General features: G+C 58.1%; 13 protein-coding genes and 1 pseudogene. 8 read left to right on the top strand and 6 right to left on the bottom strand.

What is annotated here, in order from left to right:
• Positions 1-485 precede the first annotated feature (485 nt).
• A complete protein-coding gene (gene galU / locus CF68_RS28310) occupies positions 486-1,382 on the top strand; it encodes a UTP--glucose-1-phosphate uridylyltransferase GalU (RefSeq protein WP_035825495.1) in 897 nt (298 codons plus the stop codon).
• A 60-nt stretch (positions 1,383-1,442) separates the two neighbouring features.
• Here galU and CF68_RS28315 read toward each other — a convergent pair whose 3' ends face one another.
• The 3 genes from CF68_RS28315 to CF68_RS28325 form a co-directional block, all read right to left on the bottom strand.
• Positions 1,443-2,564, bottom strand: a complete 1,122-nt coding sequence (locus CF68_RS28315) for a hypothetical protein (protein WP_035825497.1) — start codon at positions 2,562-2,564, stop codon at positions 1,443-1,445.
• A gap of 165 nt (positions 2,565-2,729) precedes the next feature.
• Positions 2,730-4,427 (bottom strand): hypothetical protein, encoded by a 1,698-nt coding sequence (locus CF68_RS28320; protein ID WP_035825499.1) that lies wholly within the window; start codon positions 4,425-4,427, stop codon positions 2,730-2,732.
• Between the two features lie 290 nt (positions 4,428-4,717).
• Positions 4,718-5,518, bottom strand: coding sequence for a hypothetical protein (locus CF68_RS28325; RefSeq protein WP_035825503.1), 801 nt, complete (start codon positions 5,516-5,518; stop codon positions 4,718-4,720).
• Between the two features lie 431 nt (positions 5,519-5,949).
• Between CF68_RS28325 and CF68_RS28330 the strand changes: the two genes are divergently transcribed.
• The 7 genes and pseudogenes from CF68_RS28330 to CF68_RS36600 all read left to right on the top strand — a co-directional run.
• Entirely contained in the window at positions 5,950-7,329 is a 1,380-nt protein-coding gene (locus tag CF68_RS28330) for an undecaprenyl-phosphate glucose phosphotransferase (protein WP_035825519.1), read from the top strand.
• A 119-nt stretch (positions 7,330-7,448) separates the two neighbouring features.
• Entirely contained in the window at positions 7,449-8,162 is a 714-nt protein-coding gene (locus tag CF68_RS28335) for a WecB/TagA/CpsF family glycosyltransferase (protein ID WP_051591728.1), read from the top strand.
• A gap of 16 nt (positions 8,163-8,178) precedes the next feature.
• Positions 8,179-9,267 (top strand): endo-1,4-beta-xylanase, encoded by a 1,089-nt coding sequence (locus tag CF68_RS28340; RefSeq protein ID WP_084187494.1) that lies wholly within the window; start codon positions 8,179-8,181, stop codon positions 9,265-9,267.
• 16 nt (positions 9,268-9,283) lie between these two features.
• Positions 9,284-10,798, top strand: a complete 1,515-nt coding sequence (locus CF68_RS28345; protein WP_035825507.1) for a hypothetical protein — start codon at positions 9,284-9,286, stop codon at positions 10,796-10,798.
• A complete protein-coding gene (locus CF68_RS28350) occupies positions 10,795-11,700 on the top strand; it encodes a polysaccharide pyruvyl transferase family protein (protein ID WP_051591729.1) in 906 nt (301 codons plus the stop codon). The genes CF68_RS28345 and CF68_RS28350 overlap by 4 nt, the downstream gene beginning before the upstream one ends.
• 41 nt (positions 11,701-11,741) lie before the next feature.
• The gene (locus CF68_RS28355) at positions 11,742-13,205 is read left to right on the top strand and encodes an oligosaccharide flippase family protein (protein ID WP_035825509.1); all 1,464 of its coding nucleotides are present in this window, start codon (positions 11,742-11,744) and stop codon (positions 13,203-13,205) included.
• A gap of 129 nt (positions 13,206-13,334) precedes the next feature.
• Positions 13,335-13,830: pseudogene (locus CF68_RS36600) on the top strand (IS30 family transposase); the annotation flags it as partial.
• 238 nt (positions 13,831-14,068) lie between these two features.
• Here the strand turns inward: CF68_RS36600 and CF68_RS28360 are convergent.
• From CF68_RS28360 to CF68_RS28370, 3 genes are read right to left on the bottom strand one after another with little or no spacing between them, the layout of a single operon-like run.
• Positions 14,069-16,312, bottom strand: a complete 2,244-nt coding sequence (locus CF68_RS28360; RefSeq protein ID WP_035825511.1) for a polysaccharide biosynthesis tyrosine autokinase — start codon at positions 16,310-16,312, stop codon at positions 14,069-14,071.
• A 37-nt stretch (positions 16,313-16,349) separates the two neighbouring features.
• Positions 16,350-16,787: a low molecular weight protein-tyrosine-phosphatase gene (locus CF68_RS28365; RefSeq protein ID WP_035825513.1), complete on the bottom strand. Its 438-nt coding sequence runs from the start codon at positions 16,785-16,787 to the stop codon at positions 16,350-16,352.
• Positions 16,784-17,923, bottom strand: a complete 1,140-nt coding sequence (locus CF68_RS28370) for a polysaccharide biosynthesis/export family protein (RefSeq protein ID WP_035825516.1) — start codon at positions 17,921-17,923, stop codon at positions 16,784-16,786. The genes CF68_RS28365 and CF68_RS28370 overlap by 4 nt, the downstream gene beginning before the upstream one ends.
• Positions 17,924-18,346: the final 423 nt, after the last annotated feature.

Raw genomic sequence — 18,346 nt, forward strand, 5'->3', positions numbered from 1 at the left:
CCTCAGCACACAGAATTCCTGACACCTCCGCCGCGCATTGTGACTCCCTATGTATTGACTTGTCAGCGAAGTCTATTATTGATCCGCCTGGTTCCATGCCGGCACCTGGAACCGGAATCCCCTACTTCGAAGGGTTCGGCGCCTCCAGCGCGCGGGTAAAATCAGGTCGCGGCGCACAATAAACCAAGAATGCGCTTCGCTCAGGTCAATACCTCACTGGTAAGCCCGATGGTCTATTTGCTAGCGTTCGTCGCCTTCGAGGCGGCCTGGTTCGTTCCATTCCGCGCTGTATTCAGGTCTGCGCGATTCAGTACGCTATATGCCTATCTCTCCTTGATCCCAATCCTTGGACCGCTGATCTGTATTTGGATACTCGCCGCGCGGCCATGGCCGCTCAAGAGCAAGGTAGTGCGTACGTATTCTTGAAAGGGAAAAGCCACCCGAAGGCGCCTTGAACCACTAAACATTCAGAAGGAACACCGGACATGGACAACCGCGTTACCAAGGCCGTCTTCCCCGTCGCGGGGCTGGGCACCCGCTTTCTCCCCGCCACCAAGGCGAGCCCGAAGGAAATGCTGCCGGTCGTGGACAAGCCACTGATCCAGTACGCCGTGGAAGAAGCCATGGCCGCCGGCATTACCGAGATGATCTTCGTCACGGGCCGCTCCAAGCGCGCCATCGAGGACCATTTCGACAAGGCCTTCGAGCTGGAAGTGGAGCTCGAGGCCAAGAACAAACAGGCGCTGCTGGACGTGGTCCGTTCTATCAAGCCGGCCAACGTCGAGTGCTTCTACGTGCGCCAACCCGAAGCACTGGGCCTGGGCCACGCGGTGCTGTGCGCCGCCAAGCTGGTCGGCGATGCCCCGTTCGCGATCATGCTGGCCGACGACCTGATCGACGGCCATCCGCCGGTAATGAAGCAGATGGTCGACATCTACAACCACTACAACTGCTCGGTGCTGGGCGTGGAAGAGATCGCGCCGGAGCAGAGCCGCTCCTATGGCGTAGTCGACGGACGCGAATGGGACGAGGGCGTCATCAAGATGTCCGGCATCGTGGAAAAGCCCGCGCCGGAAGATGCCCCCTCCAACCTGGGAGTGGTCGGCCGCTATATCCTGACGCCGCGCATCTTCGACCACCTGCGGCAGCTCAAGCCGGGTGCCGGAGGCGAGTTCCAGCTCACCGACGCCATCCAGTCGCTGCTCGGCCAGGAGCAGGTGCTGGCCTACCGTTACCAGGGCACGCGCTACGACTGCGGCAACAAGCTGGGCTACTTGAAGGCCACTGTCGAGTATGCGCTGAAGCACCCGGAAGTCGGCGTCAACTTCCGCCGCTACCTGGAGCAGCGTGACCATCATCTGGCTGACAGCTTGGTTGCCTGACAAAGGGGGCACCCCCTCACCCCTCTGTTGAAAGAGAAGGACCGAGCCTGGATCTCGATTTCAGAACCCAGAGAAGCGAATGCCGATCGAGCCGTAGCCGTAGTACCGGTCCAGCTTGCCAGCGGTAGTGGCGTTATAGAGGAACGGGATGGTGCCAACGAAGTTGTACAGCGACGCCTGGCCGCGCAGGAACACCTCCACGTTCTTCACTACCGCATACGATAGCTCCAGCCCCAGCGTATGGTTCGAGCGAATCGGCGAGTAGCCATAGGTTTTCGCGCGGCTATCGACATTGCTGCGCAGCAGGTATTGGAACTGGTACCCCAGCCGCGCGGAAAAGTTCTCGTACTTCCAGCGCCATGAACCGCCCAGGTTCAGGTAGCCGGCGGTGTAGTTGAAATCGTCGTTGAAATTGAGCCCGAACTGGCTGGCATCGACTGCGAACGAGGCCGACTGGAGGGTGACGTTGCCCGCGCGGCACGGCGCGGCCAGCGCGCCATTGGCGATATTGTCAGAGCCGATGGCGACGTTGAAATTGCAATTGCCCCGCTGCAGGCGCGTATTGATGCTGCCGATGGTCACGCGGCTGAGTCCCAGCCCGAGGAAGCCAGTGAGCTGGTTGCGCTCGGTCAGCTCGCCCGAGAAGATGACGTCGGCCTGGGCCTGAACGTCATTCGCGTTCTTTACCGTGAGGGAGTTGAAGGTCGTGTTCCGAACCGTTACTGGCGACGAGCGATTCAGGCTGCCGGAGTGATCTCCCCATAGCGAGAAGCGCATCATGACGCGATCGCGAGCGCCAGGCTCGGCCAGCGGGTCGTAGTGCATCGCCAACATCCAGCTATCGATCTGGTTGTGGTCTTGTCCGTAATCGATACCGCGGCGCCAGTAGGTGGCCGAAGCCGACACGTACGGCGAGAACTTGTAGCCCAGCATCAGCTTGCCACCGCTATAGTCGCCGGCGTTTTCCGACACGGTGCCCTGCCGCCCGCGCAGATTGAAGATGTCTACGGTGCTATTGACCATGTCATAACTGGCCTCGACCCGCACCGAGGTGAACTCGCCCGTGGCGGGCTCGGCCTGCATGAACACATCGTCCGGAGCGGCGCTGACTGCGCCCGCGCACGACAGGCCCAGCATCAGCGCGCAGGCTAGGTCCAGCCCGCGATTGCGAAACAGCTGCATAGGAAACTCCGAGGCTACTGGGCAAGCCTCATACGTCGCGCTCCCGGGAGCCCGACGCATACACAAAGAGAACCCGGCCACCCGTGGCATTGCCCTGAAGCATGCGTTCGGATGACCGGGGGCATGGCCTTCCCCATCCGGGCGGAAGGCAACACTACGCGCCGGTCACGGATTGAGCGTAACCGTAGTCTTGAGGCCGTCGCCGGTCACCTTCTCCGAGTCAGTCCTTACCGACGCCGTCTTGGCCTTCTCCACGCTGCCGTCGACCAACGCACCCAGCGGCACATCCCGCCCGCTGATTCCTGTCAGCGCGAACGTCACGGGGAAGGTGCTGACCGACTTCGGCGTGAGGGCATCAACCTGGGCCTGGCTCAACGAGCCGGCAGCCCTGAGCTTGCTGAGGAACACCGTGAACGGCAGGTTCAGCGAGCCCCCGTTGACGCTGGAGAACAGACTGTCCGCCACGCCATTGGTCAGGGTTGCGGCGGCCGTCAGATTGCCGTTGATGCGGAACGAGTAACTCGTGTTGGCCGGCACCACCGCATCCACCAGTTGCGACCCGTTGAAGGTCAGCGTCACGTTTTCGATGATGACGTCGACCTGGTTGCCGCCGTAGGTATAGCTCAGCCCGGCGCGCACTTGCGAGGGATTGCCCGAGAAGGCATCCCCGTTCTGCGTCACGGCGACCTGGATCGAGCTCAGCGTGCCACCCGTGACCGAGATCGTGTCGGTGATCGGGTATGACGCGCCGTTGATCGTCAGGTTTGCCAGCTGGAGGTAGTCGGTCAGCTTGACCGAGTTCGCCACCTTGGCGATCGCATCGCTGTCCACCGCGCTGCCCAAGGCGTCGGCTGCCTGGTCGATCGCGGTGGTATTGCCGGTTGACACGGCGTCGCCGAGCGCACCCAGCTTGGTCGTGTTCGACGCATCGGTCAGCCCGGTCGGCGTCACGGCCTGGACCAGCGCCGTGGTCGTCGTGGACTCGGCGCTCTCAGTCACGACGTTGAGCGAGCCGCTCTCCTTCAGCGCCGCCAACGTATCGGCCGGGCTGCTGTTCAGCACGATGGCGTCCAGCGCTGTGTCCACGCTCGCCACCTGGCTCGTGATCACCGGGCCGGCCAGTGCGGCCACGTTGGCTGCCACGGCGGCAATGTCCGACTGCAGGCTCGTGGGCAGGCCGGACTGGGCATTCAGCACAGCGGTAGACACCACGTTCGTCACCAGCGTGCTGCTGGCCAGGTCAGCCGTGCCCGACGCGCCGGCCACGGCGCTTGCAACCGCTTTGGCAGCCGCTGCGGCCGCAGCTTCATCGCTCAGCGTGGCGCCAGTAGCGAGGCCCGTCAGCGTATTGGTGACCTGGCCGATCAGTTGCTGTATCACGACCGCCGCCTGCAGCACGGCCGCGTCCTGCATCGGGTCCAGCGTGGGCAGGTCTTTGCCTGCCAGGCCAAGCTTCGTCGCCACGGCCGCGGCCTGGTCCGCGCCGAGTTGCGTCACCAGTGTGGTCAGGGGCGAGACCACCGCTGTCACGCCTCCCTTGTGTTCCAGCGACGGTGCCTGCAGCACGCCGGTGAACGGCAGGTTAGTACCGATATCGGTGCCGCCGGTCACCTTCAGCGCGCTCTTGGTGCAACCGGCCGGGAAGGTGAAGTCGCCGGTTGCGCTCGTCGTCGCGGTCTTGTTGTCACAATCGAGGAAGGTGACCGTCGAGCCAGACAGATAGAAGTCTACTGCCTTGCCGTTCACCGTGACAGAAGGCTGGGAAGGCGGGGGTGAATCATCGCCTCCACCGCAAGCGACCAGCGTTGCTGCGGCGGCGGCCATGATGCCGAGGGTCAAGATGTTCCGGGTTTTGGTTTGCACGCTTCTCTCTCCTGAGATCGATACTTCGATACATCGATACATGGTGGGGAATCCTGCGACGGGTTGCTGCCGCATAGTCTTTAGCGCCCTGCACTGCCTGTCGTACCACGCTTGGAATTGCGAGCGGACTCTGGTGCGGCAGCTTGCAGTTCGCGCCGCCACACAGATAAACAAATCCCCAAATCGGGGTCACCCCTACTTCGAGGGGGAAAGCTTTTGCTTGCGCGCAGTCCCGCAAGCCGCACTGCGGTATTGCCGACGCACGCTCGCCATGACTCACTACGGCCTCGCTAACAGGCGTCTGCACCGGAGCAGAGCGCAGGAAAATCGCCCGGCCCCAGCCAGCCGGCAATGTACTGCCCCATCGCGTCAAGCAACACGTCAGACGTCAGTCCCGCTGCGCCGGCCAGTGCCGGGCAGATGATCCACGTGGTGCCGTCGTGCTCGAGCACGCGCAGGGTCTTGGGCAAGTCAGCGGGCTGCAGGATGTGGTCGGCGCCGCGCACATTCCCGAGAGCGAACGCCTGCACGAAATCGTCGGCGTGGCGCTCGCCCAGGCACACCACCACCTTTGGCTTCCAGAGCCTGCGGATCCTGTCGATGAAGGCGAAGCGCTGACCGTCGCGGCAAAGCTCGAGGTAACGCTGCCTGGGCACAAGCTCCGGCTGGCCGCGGAATGCCGTCGACCACGGTGTCTGGTTAATCAGGCGCGCTGGCAGGGGAAACAGGCTGACTTTGAACTCCGCGCCGTGCGGCGCGTACAGATGATGTTCGAAGTAGTGCTTCCAGTCCCGCTCGCCCAGGGACGTGTTGAAGAAATGTGCGCGCGCTGCGGCCATGATCCTTGCAATCTTCTGGTGCGACTGCCAGCGCTCCATGTGGTCGCGGTGCTTGTGGCGGTACGCAGCGTCCCACGCACTGGGTTGTGTGTGCGGAACCAGCGGCGCCACCAGTGACTCCGCTCTCGGATGCGGTGAGCTGTCACAAAACCATACCGGCGCGCCCGGATTTCCCCCGTCCATCCCTACGTACGACGCGAAATACTTTTCGAGCTGCTCACGCGTAAACACTGTATTAAGTTCCGCTTTCATCCCTCTACCGCGTGGTTGAGTGATGGCAAAGGTGCCACGCAAACGTCGTCACCCTTTCCCTTCTCACGCAGGGTACCGACGGGTCACGCTGCATCGCACTATTCGCACCAGAAATCACGAAGCACACCGGCGCCGCCAGCGCGCCGGCAGGAAGAGAGCGTTGCAGTTCCAGGGACGGCCCTCAAGGATGCGGCCAGTGGCCGGTCACCAGCTGACCGCAGTCATGCCATGGAACCGACTGCCGCGAAGCAGTCCCGCACGACTCTGCTTTGTCCGCGCCAAGAGCATGCACAACCACGATGCATGCCAGCGACGAGCCTGGCCGCCACTGTGCGCGGCCTGCAAGTTCGGAGGAGAAGAAGGGCATGGGCACTCGCTTGAGCGCCCATTACGCGAACGCTTCGGGGGAAGCCATGGGTATCTATCGCGATATGTTTGCCAGGCATCACGATCAGCTCGCGCTGATGGTTCGCCTGCTCGACGCCGGTGCCATCTGGCTTGCGGCAATCTTGGCCAATGAAGTCCGCTTTGCCAGCGCGCACGCCCCGATCCACCAGTTCGTCCAGTACTTCGGCTGCGCGATCGCCTTCATCGTGTTGCCCGGGTTCGACCTCTACAGCTCATGGCGCGGCCGCAGCCTGTTCTCCCTCGCCACGCGCCTGCTGTCGGCCTGGAGCCTGGTCTGGCTGATCAGCCTGCTGCTGACCTACCTTTTGCACGAGTCCGACAACCTCTCCCGCTTGTGGATGGGGTACTGGTACGTGTTCTCGCTGGCCGGCCTGCTGGCCTTGCGCGTAACCAGCCGCGCCGTGCTCAACCTGTTGCGCATTACCGGCGCCAACAACAAGCGCGTTGTTATCGTTGGCTTTGGCCGTACCGGACAGGAAATGTTCCGCCGCGCGACCGCCAGCCACACCACCGGATTCAAGATCAGCGGCATCTACGCCCCCGAAGGCGAGCCCACGCCAGAAGGACGCCGTCGCATCACCGACAGCGCCCAGATCGCCGATTTCGCGCGCGAACATGGGATCAATGAGATCTGGCTCACTCTGCCGATGAGCGAATACCGCCTGATGCAGGAGATCAACTTCTCCCTGCGCAATGACTTCATTGACATCAAATGGATGCCGAGCGTGCTCGACTTCGACCTGCTCAACCACAATGTCGGCAACTTCCTGGGCATGCCCGCGGTGGAAATGAACAGGCCGCCGTCGCTCGGCGTACGCGGCACGGTCAAGGCCATCTTTGACCGCACCTTTTCCGCGCTCGTCCTCCTCGCGCTGTCGCCACTGTTCCTGGTCATTGGCATCATGATCAAGCGCACCTCGCCAGGTCCTGTTTTCTTCAAGCAGGAACGCCTCGGCATGGACGGCCGCATCATCCACGTCTACAAGTTCCGCAGCATGAAGGTCCACGCGGAGCATGGCACCGTCACACAAGCCACCAAAGGCGACAGCCGCATCACGCCGATCGGGGCCTTCCTGCGCCGCACCAGCCTGGATGAGCTGCCGCAGTTCATCAATGTGCTCAGGGGCGAGATGAGCGTGGTTGGCCCGAGGCCGCATGCCATGGCACATAACAATATGTACAAGGAGCAGTTGGACTTCTACATGCTGCGCCACCGGGTCAAGCCCGGCATCACGGGATGGGCGCAGGTCAATGGCTATCGCGGCGAGACGGATACGCTGGACAAGATGGCCAAGCGGGTGGAGCACGATATCTTCTATATCCGGAACTGGACCTTCTGGATGGATTTGAGGATTATTTTCTGGACGGCGTTCAAGGGGTGGACGGGGCAGAATGCGTATTAGCCTTGGCAGCGACACGATTCTTCTCGCGTATCAGCCCGGCACACACCGCCGTCCCCGGCAATGAACCCACCGATAGCCGCCGCCAGGCCATCTTGACAATAATTCGATTCAGGAATCTTATGGAATTTCTTCTGAATAGACTATCCGCATCCTCGGAACTGCCGACTCGCGATGGTGTATACACCTTCCTGAATCCCTACTCCTATCTGATCGCCAGGAAGAACCGTGAAATATTCGAAAGATTCGATGGAATCTATATCGACGGTCAGCTCCTCGCAAAATTACTCAGCGCCGTCTCTGGGAATCGAGTAACTCGGACGAGTTTTGACATGACCTCCCTGGCTCCCAAACTTATGGAAAGTGCGGAGAATAATGGAAAGTCCGTGTACCTGATCGGCGCGAAATCGAAGCAGATCGATGTCGCCGCTCAGCATATTAAAGAAAAATATCCGAAACTAAAAATAAGTGGCCTGCGTCATGGTTACTTTAATTCGGTGAACGAAAGAAGCGAGGTAATTCGCAGCATTGTTCAGTTGGCGCCCGACTACGTCATTGTGGGAATGGGAACCCCGATCCAGGAGAAATTTCTCCTTGAACTTGTCGCAAACGGCTGGCGCGGCCAAGCTTTCACATGCGGCGGCTTTCTGCATCAATCATCCGAACGGCTTGGCTACTACCCAGCTTGGGTGAACAAGCTTCATCTGCGCGCGCCATTCCGTGCCTTCAAGGAACCACGCCTGCTGCGACGCTACCTGCTAAGTTACCCCTATTTCATCGCTGTCTTTACCATGGACTGGCTTACAGCGAGTCATAATTTCCGGAAGGAGACCTAGATCTCTACTTCGCCCCATGCAAAGAAGGACATTTCTCGCCAGCGCCTCGCTCCTGGCATTCAATAGTGCCGAGGCCGAGGTAAAAACAAAGGCGCCAGCGACAGAAAGCTCGACTCGCGGCATAGGCGGCCTGCGCGCTTGTTCCAACCCGGCCAGGATAGAATTTGGATGCGCTGTTACCGCCGAAGCCCTCAGGACAAGTATGTCGTTGCGGCAAGCACTGCTGCGGGAATGCAGTATTCTGTCATTCGAGCGGGAGTTGAAATGGCTTTTACTTGCGCCCCAACGCGGACAATGGGATTACGGCCGAGCGGATACCATCGCGGACTTCTGTCGGCACAACCAAATGAAGGCCCGCGGACATGCGCCCCTCTGGCATGCAGGAATGCCGTCGTGGATTAACGGAACAATCAACCGCAAGGATCTTTGGCGTGAGATTGAAGCGTATTTCAGTAACGTGGTCGACCGCTACGGCGACATCATCGACTCCTGGGATGTGGTAAATGAAGCGCTCGAGCAGAATGGAAATCGGGCGGGTGCCCTGAGAGAAGGATTGCTCTCTCATATCCTGGGAGATGACTACATAGCATCCGCGTTCATTCTGGCGAAGCAATTGGCACCGGCCATTCCGCTTGTATACAATGATTTTGGGCCGGAATACTCCTTTACCAAGACACGATCGATTCTCAGATTGCTGGAAGGGCTAAAGCGAAAGGAAATCCCCGTCGCAAGGTTCGGGTTGCAAGCGCACCTTAGCACAACCATGAAGATCGACCAGCTGAGCCTCAAGACCCTCGCTCGAGAGCTTCAAGCCATGAATATCGATTTAATAATTACCGAACTCGATATTCGCAATCGAAGTGCGTTCCTCGATGAAGCCGGGGTGAACAATGTGTGTGCCAATAAAGTACGGGAGTTTCTGGAGCCCATCTTCAGCATAGCGGCACCGCGGCAGATTGTTACCTGGGGACTACTGGATGGCTACAGCTGGCTGAGCAGCAAGATGTATAAGACCAACAGCCTTCCCCAGCGCCCGCTGCCGCTGGATGAGAACGGTAAACGTAAGCCGATGTGGAGTGTGCTGCGTCAGTTCCTGTGCGGCTGATTATCAAGCAAACGCTATGCAATCCATCTCTTTCCCACAGCCCGCACGATTCTCGGCAGGTAGTTCCGCAGTTCCGACGGTTGCTATTTATTACGTGGTGTCCCTACTGATTCTGCTCATGAATGTCATGGCAGTCGCGGTAGTCGGCTCTCCGGCACTCATAGCACTCGGGATGCTGGCACTTCTCATTTCCGCATTTACCCCGGGACTAGCCCTGGTTTTGCTGCTGTCATCGGTCACCTTGCAAAACCTCGTCCTCGCGCTCGGGCTGGATTTCATTGAAAGTCCTGAGGCCTTCAAGACATTTCAATCGGCAAGCTTCATTATTACGACAGCATTGTTTTCACAGGCCTTGGCGCATCTGCTTCTGCGCAAGCGGACCATCTCCAGACAATTGAGATCGGTATTGTTCGCGGGAGCGATATTCGGTGCCGTCATCGTTGCCTACACCATTATCGGAATTCGAGCATCGAGCTTGCTTAGTGCTGGATCTTACGCAAGACTCTATTTTCTTGGCGGCATGAGTCTGGTAATCGGAGTGGTTGCATGTCGCCGCACCAGCCCACAGTTCAGATCAGCTCTGTTTTTCGTTACCACCGTGGTACTTTGCAGCTATGGCTTGATCGAGTTCTTCTTCCCGGAATATCTCTACACCCTCGTCTCGGCAGATGCGTTTCAACGCCTCAAGTTTGCCGACACCGCCACGGCAGGGCAGGTTTCTTCAATTCAAGACCTTATCAACAACTCCACGCGCAGCTACCTTAATCTTTCTGGACAATATGGACTGGATTTGGCCTTTATGCGAATCATGGGGCCAAATTTTCATGCAATCAGCTTCGCGTACGCACTATCCTTCCTGGCTCTGATCGAATATGCGGAAAAGCGATTCATCACTTTTCTCATTGCCGCAACCCTGGTTTTGCTGATCGGGGCCAAGGGCCCGCTATTTATCATTACGTTGTCCATCGCTACACTTGTTATCGCCAATCGAGGCCGGCGGCTTCGGCTATCACGATTTGCGCTAATTGCCATGCTTTTGATCTACGCCGTAGTTGGTGTCAGCTATGGGGTGAAGTCCGCCGACTATCACATACTCGGCTTTCTTGCAGGGGTGCATGGATTCAAAGAAAAGCCCCTCGGCCGAGGTGTTGGGGTTGGCGGAAACCTCTCGGAGCTCGGAAAATCCGATGAGAAGAACTTCAACGAATTTCAGAATCAAGGGGTCGCTTCCTTTGCTCTTGAAAGTGGCCTGGGCGTCCTCCTTTATCAAATTGGCATTTTTACGATTTTAATATTTTGGTTTTTCTCCAAAATTATTAAACTATTGCGAAAAGACATAGGTCCCGGAAATTTCAGGATTCGCACAATCACTGCCAGTGCCATTGCCACTCTATTGATAACCGGAATTTTTCAGGAGGAAGTATTTTCCCCAGCCGCATGGGGTCTTTGGATGCTATTGGCTGGAATACTTATAGGCAAGATTTCGCCTGTCCTGTCAACTAAACCAACGAAATTGGAGCACTCGCGGTGAGTCATAACGTCGCCCAGATGGACCGGTTGAAGCAGCGGCTCAGCAATATTTCTGAGTATATTCCTGCCGATCAACCGATAGCCTACCTTGATCTTCCCATACACCTGAATGTAGGCGACCTGTTGATCAATGCGGGAACTGAACAGTTCCTGCATGACTACGGCCTGGCCGTCGACATCCGGTTGTCGGTAAAGAACTACAAGAGGTTCCTCCATCGCATCACGCCGCAACACACGATCCTGCTGCATGGAGGAGGAAATTTTGGAGACATTTGGCCCGCCCACGAAGGCATGCGCGAACAGGTACTGAAGAAATTCCAAACCAATCGGATAGTCATGCTGCCACAGACGGTCCACTTCAGGGATGAGAAAAATATTGATCGGACACTGCAGAAGTACAGGGAACTGGACAACTGCACAATTTTTGTACGGGATAATGTTTCACGCGAGTTCCTGACCAGCCATTTGCGTCGCCCTGTGCTCCTCTCCCCGGACATGGCGCATCAGTTATGGGACTGCAATTCAGCATGGTCGAAGAGAAGCCCTGGCGCAAGCGAAATGCGATTCCTGAGGCGTGACAAGGAATCCACCGAAGCGGCGCTCGGTGGAAGTGTCGACTGGGACGATCTTATTTCTCCCAGCCGCCGCCTTTCAGCGGCGCCGGCTTATGCACTCATCAAATACTCCATCGATTTCAATATGCAGCAAGCAGCGCTAGCTTCCTGGTACAGGCAGCGCGACGCTATCATCAACCTCGCGAGAAGTCGATTTCTGGAGTATGAAGGAATAGCCACAAACAGGTTGCACGCGATGATCCTGGCCAAACTACTGGGAAAGCGTGTCAACATGCTCGACAACAGCTATGGAAAACTCTCATCCTATGCTGGCGCGTGGTTTCACTAGTTAAATCCGGCTTCCCTTGCCTACTTTCTTTCTGATTTCAATTGCCTAAATTATCGACTGACGTCAAGACGCGGCTTTTCGCGCGAAGAACAGCCTGGGTTTTCCTCGAGAAGGCGAGTCAGCAGATCATGATGTTCGCCGTATTCGCTATCGTGGCAAGGGATATTGGTCCGGGAGAATTCGGGATCATCAGCGTATGTTTCATTTTTATTGCGCTCGCCCAGTTGCAGAATTTAGGATTGAGCGACGGTATCGTTGCATTGCGAATCGAAGAACGCTCGACCCTGTCGGCAATTTTTCTCGTTATATTGCTTATCAACCTCGGCATGGCGGCCGCTCTCTATCTGGCTGCCGCGCCGATCGCTGCCCTGTTGGGGATGCCAGAGGCAGCACCGTACCTTCGTTGGTTGGCACCGCTTTCCGTCCTGTCTGCTCTTCAGGCTGTACCAAATGCGATCCTGCAAGGTGCAATGGAGTTCAGGAAGCTAAGCCTGAGGACTACTATCGCTACGTTTGGCGGAGCCGTAGTGGGCATCGGTTGTAGCAGAAATGGCCTTGGCGCGTATAGCTTGATTGCCCAGCAGATTGTTCAATTTCTGGTTGCCAATTTCATCGTCTGGAAATCGATCTCTTGGCGACCCACTTATCGCATTGGAAACTGCGATCTATGGTCTGGTCTCAAACCTGGACTCCGGCTTACTGCGGTTTATCTCATCGAGTTCTGTGAGACCCAGATTCCGAGACTCCTTGTAGCGCTCGTGCTTGGTCCGATCAGCGCGGGGTACTATGCGTTCGGGGGTAGAATCTGGCAAGCGGTAAAGGAGATCGTGATTCTTCCAATTGCGGCGGTTCTCTTCCCCACCTTGATTAGAGAACAAAATAATGCCGTCGAGTTTTCGGCCACCTTCAATCGAGCGTTGGTATGCACCACTGGATTCGTGATTCTCGCGGTGGCGATGTTTGCTGGTGCCTCCTCGCTTCTCGTCGGATTTCTTTTCGGCGAAAAATGGCTTCCAGCCACGCAATTTGTTTCGCTATTCATGGCCGCAAACATACTAACGCCCATTGGCCTGGTTTATCGAAACACATTTCGTGCTCTAAATCGCCTGGGCGCCTATCTCAGAATTCAATGCGTTATTGTGGCAAGCAATCTGATCGGGATCTATATCGGCTCACATTATGGACTCAACGCCACGCTAGGCGTCACCGCCCTTTCCTACGCGATCTCCATACCACTGTTGCACAAGCGCCTGGGGCAATTGATCTTGTCACCTCCGGAACCCGTATGGCGTGCAACACTTAGCTTCATGGCAGCGGGGTTTATTACTTTCCTTATTGGGCGATCTACATCACATTTCCTCACTCCCTTGATCGGAAATATGGCCACCCTGGCCTTGGCGCTGCCTTGCGGCCTGATCGCATACATTGTCGGCTGCCGCCTGCTAGGACTAGACATCGTGCGTTTGCTCTATGGTAGCGTCAAGTTGCAGAGTCGCACGCTATAGCGCAGATCCCGTCATGGGAATGGGCATGTGGGACTATCGCTTTTGACACGCCGCCTGGCGCGGGGGAATCACGCTTCCGCGCCTCGATGGCAGCTTCCTGCTCCGAGCGAAAGCCTCTCCGCTTGGGTCATCAGTGAACGCCCAGCCACGGCTGAGGATCGCGCGGTACCCGGGCACTGGGAAGGTGACCTGCTGCTCGGCAGCCAACAGGCAGATTGCATTGCAACTCTCGTCGAACGTCGGACCCGGTTCGTGAGGCTGCTGAAGATCAGCCCGCAAGGATACTGGGACGGTGGTCTACGCTCTGATAAGGCACGCCGGCAAGCTGCCCTGAGGAGCTGTACGAATTGCTGACCCGGGATCGTGGCACGCAGACGGCTTGTCACAAGCGATTCACCGTGGCAACCAGCATCAAGCTCTGCTTCTGCGATCCTCAGTATCCCTGGCAACCCGGCTCGAACGAAAACACGAACGGGCTCCTGAGACAGGATCTCCCGAAAGAAACCAGTCCCTCTGTCTATTCGCAAGCCAAACTCAACGCTGTAGCCAGGCGGCTCAACGAACGTCCGCGCAAGACGCCAGGCCGGCGGGACGATTTCTTCAAGCTGTTGCAGCGACCGCTTGAAGCCACAGTGGATCGAAGTCGAGGCAATCGTCGGTCACTCCGCCACGGCGCTTCAAAGCGATGTTGTTTCTTGTTGGTCTTGATGACTGCGAGTGCGGGCAACCTGATGAGAAAGAGGCGGCACAAGCCGTGCGACGTCATCACAGCGCGAGTCAATACGCTGGCAGGCCGCCGAAGCTCGCTCCGCCTCGAGGCCCGCCAGACACGGGCCTCCGGAACCGCTTTCTCTGTCCCAATTCTACTTGTGAGACTGAGCGCCCTGCGTGGAGTATCCGTAGTAGGCGTATCTGTAACGCCCATACTTGGAACCATATCCATAGCGAAATGCATTCGGATCCAGGCCATTGAAGATGACCCCGCTCACGTCCACGTTCGCATGACTCAATTGCTTTGCACTTTCGGCTATTTCGCCGATTGTGCTCTTTTCGAATCGCGTTACGAGGAAAACCGTGCCGCAGCGCGCCGCCAGTATCGCTGTATCTGCAACTGCCAGCACAGGTGGAGTGTCAATCATGACAAGGTCATATCGCTCGTTGAATCTATCCAGCAATTCGACCATGCGCGTGTTCAACAGCAGTTCGGCGGGATTAGGAGGAAGGGTACCCGTACTGACGAAATCGAGTCCGTCTATCAAGTTCTGATGGATAACATCTTCCATCCTCGCTTTCCCCGCAAGCACATCGGACAAGCCAGGCGTCCGGTCTTTCCCGAAGTACTGATTCAGGTACCCCTTCCGCATGTCGGCATCCAATAGCAAGACGCGCTTGCCACCGGCAGCCATGATCGCGGCAAGATTCGCCGAGACAAAAGACTTGCCTACACCCGGAGTCGGCCCAGTGAGCAGCACGCGATTATTGCCGGCGTCCAGCATGGCGAACTGAAGGGCAGTACGAAGGCTGCGAAGGCTTTCGATGGAAGGCTCATTAGGAGCGAGGCTGGCAAGCAGATGCATGCCTCCTTTCCGCGAGCGTATCTCTTCCGACAGTACGAGCTGCTGGGTGGAGTGTGGCACCGTACCGTAGACGGTCAGTCCGGCATGTTGCTCGATATCCTGAGGGTCGGTAATCCCTCCATAAAGCGCATCCCGAATGAATGCAACGATAACACCCAACATGAGGCCAAGAATTGCGGCAAGGGCAATCAGCAAGGGCTTCCTCGGCTTGACCGGCTCTTCGGGTAAGCGAGCATTGTCGACAAGCCGGACAGTGCCAACTTTTCCTGCTTTTACCAGCTTGAGCTGCTGCATATTGTTCAGCAGACCCACATATAAATCGTTGTTCACCTGAACATCGCGCATAAGGCGCAGCGCGTCCTGCTCGAGGTTGGGTAGCGACTTCATCTGCTTCGCAAGGCCACCAACCTTGCCACTCAACGCTGCAATCTGCCCGTCAACCGCTTTCAGGGAAGGATGTTCGGGTCGAAACCGAGTCAACAACTCCGCCTTTTTCTGCTTTAGCTCAAGCAGACTGGTTTCTGCCGCCACGCTCTCTTGCAGGTAGGCCCTGCCTTCCTCGCTCAGGTTAAACGTGCCACGATTATTCCGCAGCGTGTTATAGCGTACTTCAGCCTGCTCGAGTTCGCTCTTCAATTGAGGCAGGAGATCGCCCAGGAAGATCAGGGATTTTTCGGCCTCGGCAGCTTTGCGCTTGATATTCTGCGCGACGTACTCGTCACCGATCTCGTTCAAGGTGGCGGCTGTCAGCTTTGGGTCCTTGCCGCGAAGCGCCGCGCCTATGACCCCGCTCTGCTTCCCCTTCTCGTCAATCTGCAGGGCAGCTTGCAGGTCCTCCAGCGTCTGCAGTTTCGATCGGCGGATAAGCTTGAAGACGGTGCCGGGTTTTCCCTTGAGTTCGGTGACAAGCAGGCGAATGCTGCCCACTTCCTGCCGTGATTCCAGCGCCTCGCCGACACGACCTTCAATCGGCTGATCCAGATCGCCCTGCTCCAGGCGGAACCGCCCATCTCCCATTGCGGTCAGCTTGAACTTCCCGTCTTCGAGGTCAACCGGCACATCGAACGTAGCAACTTGAATGGTTTCCGTTCCCCAGGCAAAACCGCCCAGGCCAAACAAACCGGGTTCAGACAGACGTTTGGCCCGACTTGCAATCCACTCGCCTACCACGGGGAAATAGCGGGGCTTTGCCTCGATATACAACCGTAGGGCCTCGACCGCCCTGTCAACCACCATGCGTGAGCGCAGAATTTCCATTTCTGCGGCGGCATCGGTCTTTACATCGAACAGGTTTGACACATCGCCAAGCAAGCTCTTTGCATCGGTTGGACTGTCTTCCACCTGCACCAGGATATCAGCCTCATATTCCGGCCGCGCCAGGAAGGCGTACGCTACGCCAAGCGCCAAAACCACCGCTGCAATGCTGATGATCATCCAGCGGCTGGCCAGCAACACGTCCAGATATTTGACAAGATCGATTTCATCTTCCGCCGGCGCCGCAGGAGAGGGGTACGTAGGGTTCTGGTTCATAGGTCAGACTGCAGATTCTGTTTTATTCCCGATCGGTTCAAGCCAGTGCCTGAATTCTGGGCACCCAGGCTTGCACACCGTGCTGGATCTGGTGGAACGCACGTTCGAAGGCCTCCCGAGGCTGCCGGTATGGGTCAGGAATATCGAACTTGGCTGGCTCGCCCAGGCGGAAAACTTTTCCGGAAAAGACAGGATGCCGACGCTGAATTTCGTGCTTTTGCTCGTTCTCCATGACCAGTATCAAGTCGGTCTGGCTGACCAACGTCCCGGAAAGTTGTTGGGCACGGTGCCCCGAGATATCCAGGCCGAACTCGCCCATGAGTTCGATGGCGATCGGGTCGGGCGGACTGCCAACCATGGCACCCAAGCCCGCTGAGGCGACCGCCAGGTTCGGCAATGCCTGCCGCAGGAGCCCTTCGGCCATCGGGCTCCGGCAAATATTGCCGATGCAGACTACGAGTACAGTCTTGATCATTTGACCGCGTTCGCCGTGGACGTAAAGAAGTTGCCGCTCGGCAGCAATTGGTTGATGACACGGCTCCAGCGGACTACGCCTGCGGCATCCACGTAGACGACGTCCCTCGGCTTCAGCTCGAACGATTCGGCCAGGGCAAAGGAGACAGGTGACTTGCCGTCGAGGTGGAACACCTCGGCTTCGCCATCGTTGCTCTTGCGGATAACGTAGAGTTCCCTGGCGTTGGCAGAGTTGGGGTTGACACCGCCAGCTTCGCCGATGGCCTCGCTGAGCGTCAGGCGCCCGTTGCGCGGCATGACGGCGACCGGACGCACGACTTCGCCGGTCACGAATACCTTGCTGTCCTCGCGTTGTTCAACGCGCACGATGTCACCGTTGCGCAGCAGGATGCGGGCGGGGTCGATGCCTTGCTGCAGGAGCGCAGGCAGGTTGACGAGGTAGGTCTTGCCCTCGCGGGAAACGCGGATGCGGCTGTTGTCGCCCGTCAGCACGTTGATACCCCCGGCGCGGTTGAGCGCTTCGACCAGGGTCATGGGTACGTCGTCGACATTCTGGGGGCCAGGCGTCTTGACTTCGCCATCCAGGTAGACGCGCTTGCTGCGGAAGGCGAGCACGCGTACGGTGACCTGTGGCATGTTGACGACAGGCTTGAGCTGGGTGCTCAGCTGTCCGCGGATTTCGTCCGGCGTGCGGCCGAGAACCTTGAGCACACCGGCATAAGGAAACTGGATGGTGCCCGCGGGACTCACGACGTAGCCTGGCACGTTGGCCGCGCCGCTGTAGTTCGGGATCTCGTAAGCCGTGCCAATCGAGTACGTTTGCGTGGGAAACACCAGTTCCGGGTGGTCCCACACAACGATCGAGAGAATGTCACCCACGCCTACGGTATAGGGGCTCGTCTCTGCGAACAGTTCCTCCACCCCAGCGTTCGCTGGCTTTGTGGAGGCCTTCAGCGTGCGCACCAGCGCCGGCGTGATCTGCGTGATCTTGGGCACCGATTCGGGGTCCTCCGGATCGAGCGGACGCTGCGGGTCGAAGCGCATCCCTGGCGCGAGTGCGCAGGAGGCCAGCAACGGAACGATCCCCAGGCACATTACCGCCCTGCCAAACGTCAGCCTGCTTGAGAGCTTTAGCACGTCTCGATTATTCCCTTGTGACAAGAAGGCCCGCATTGTCCGCCGTCTCCCGAGCGGGCTGTGTCGCGGTGATTCCGCCTGTCCGACATGGCACACGCTGGCGCCTTTCCGCTTGTTTGTGCTGCCTGCGGATTTGAACCTGGCGGTATTGGCTTCGGGTTGCTCGGCGCAGTGGCGCGCCCTTCTTGCACTGCGCCATTACCCGAACGACCGGCGAAGTGTATGGCTCCGGTAGCTACATCTTCAAGGCGCGAATGGCGTTTTTAGCGATTTTCCTTTCCCCCCATACGAGTGGATCCGCAAAATGGAGGGATGCCTGCGCGGCGGTATCGAGCAAGCATGCGTGCCTCGTCGAGCGTGGGAAAGTCCCCGAATTTCCGGAGGCCGCTAAACCCATCCCCTTATACGGAAGTAGGACCGTCT

This window comes from Cupriavidus sp. SK-4, from assembly GCF_000611125.1.
In the GTDB taxonomy this organism is placed as follows: Bacteria; Pseudomonadota; Gammaproteobacteria; order Burkholderiales; family Burkholderiaceae; genus Cupriavidus; species Cupriavidus necator.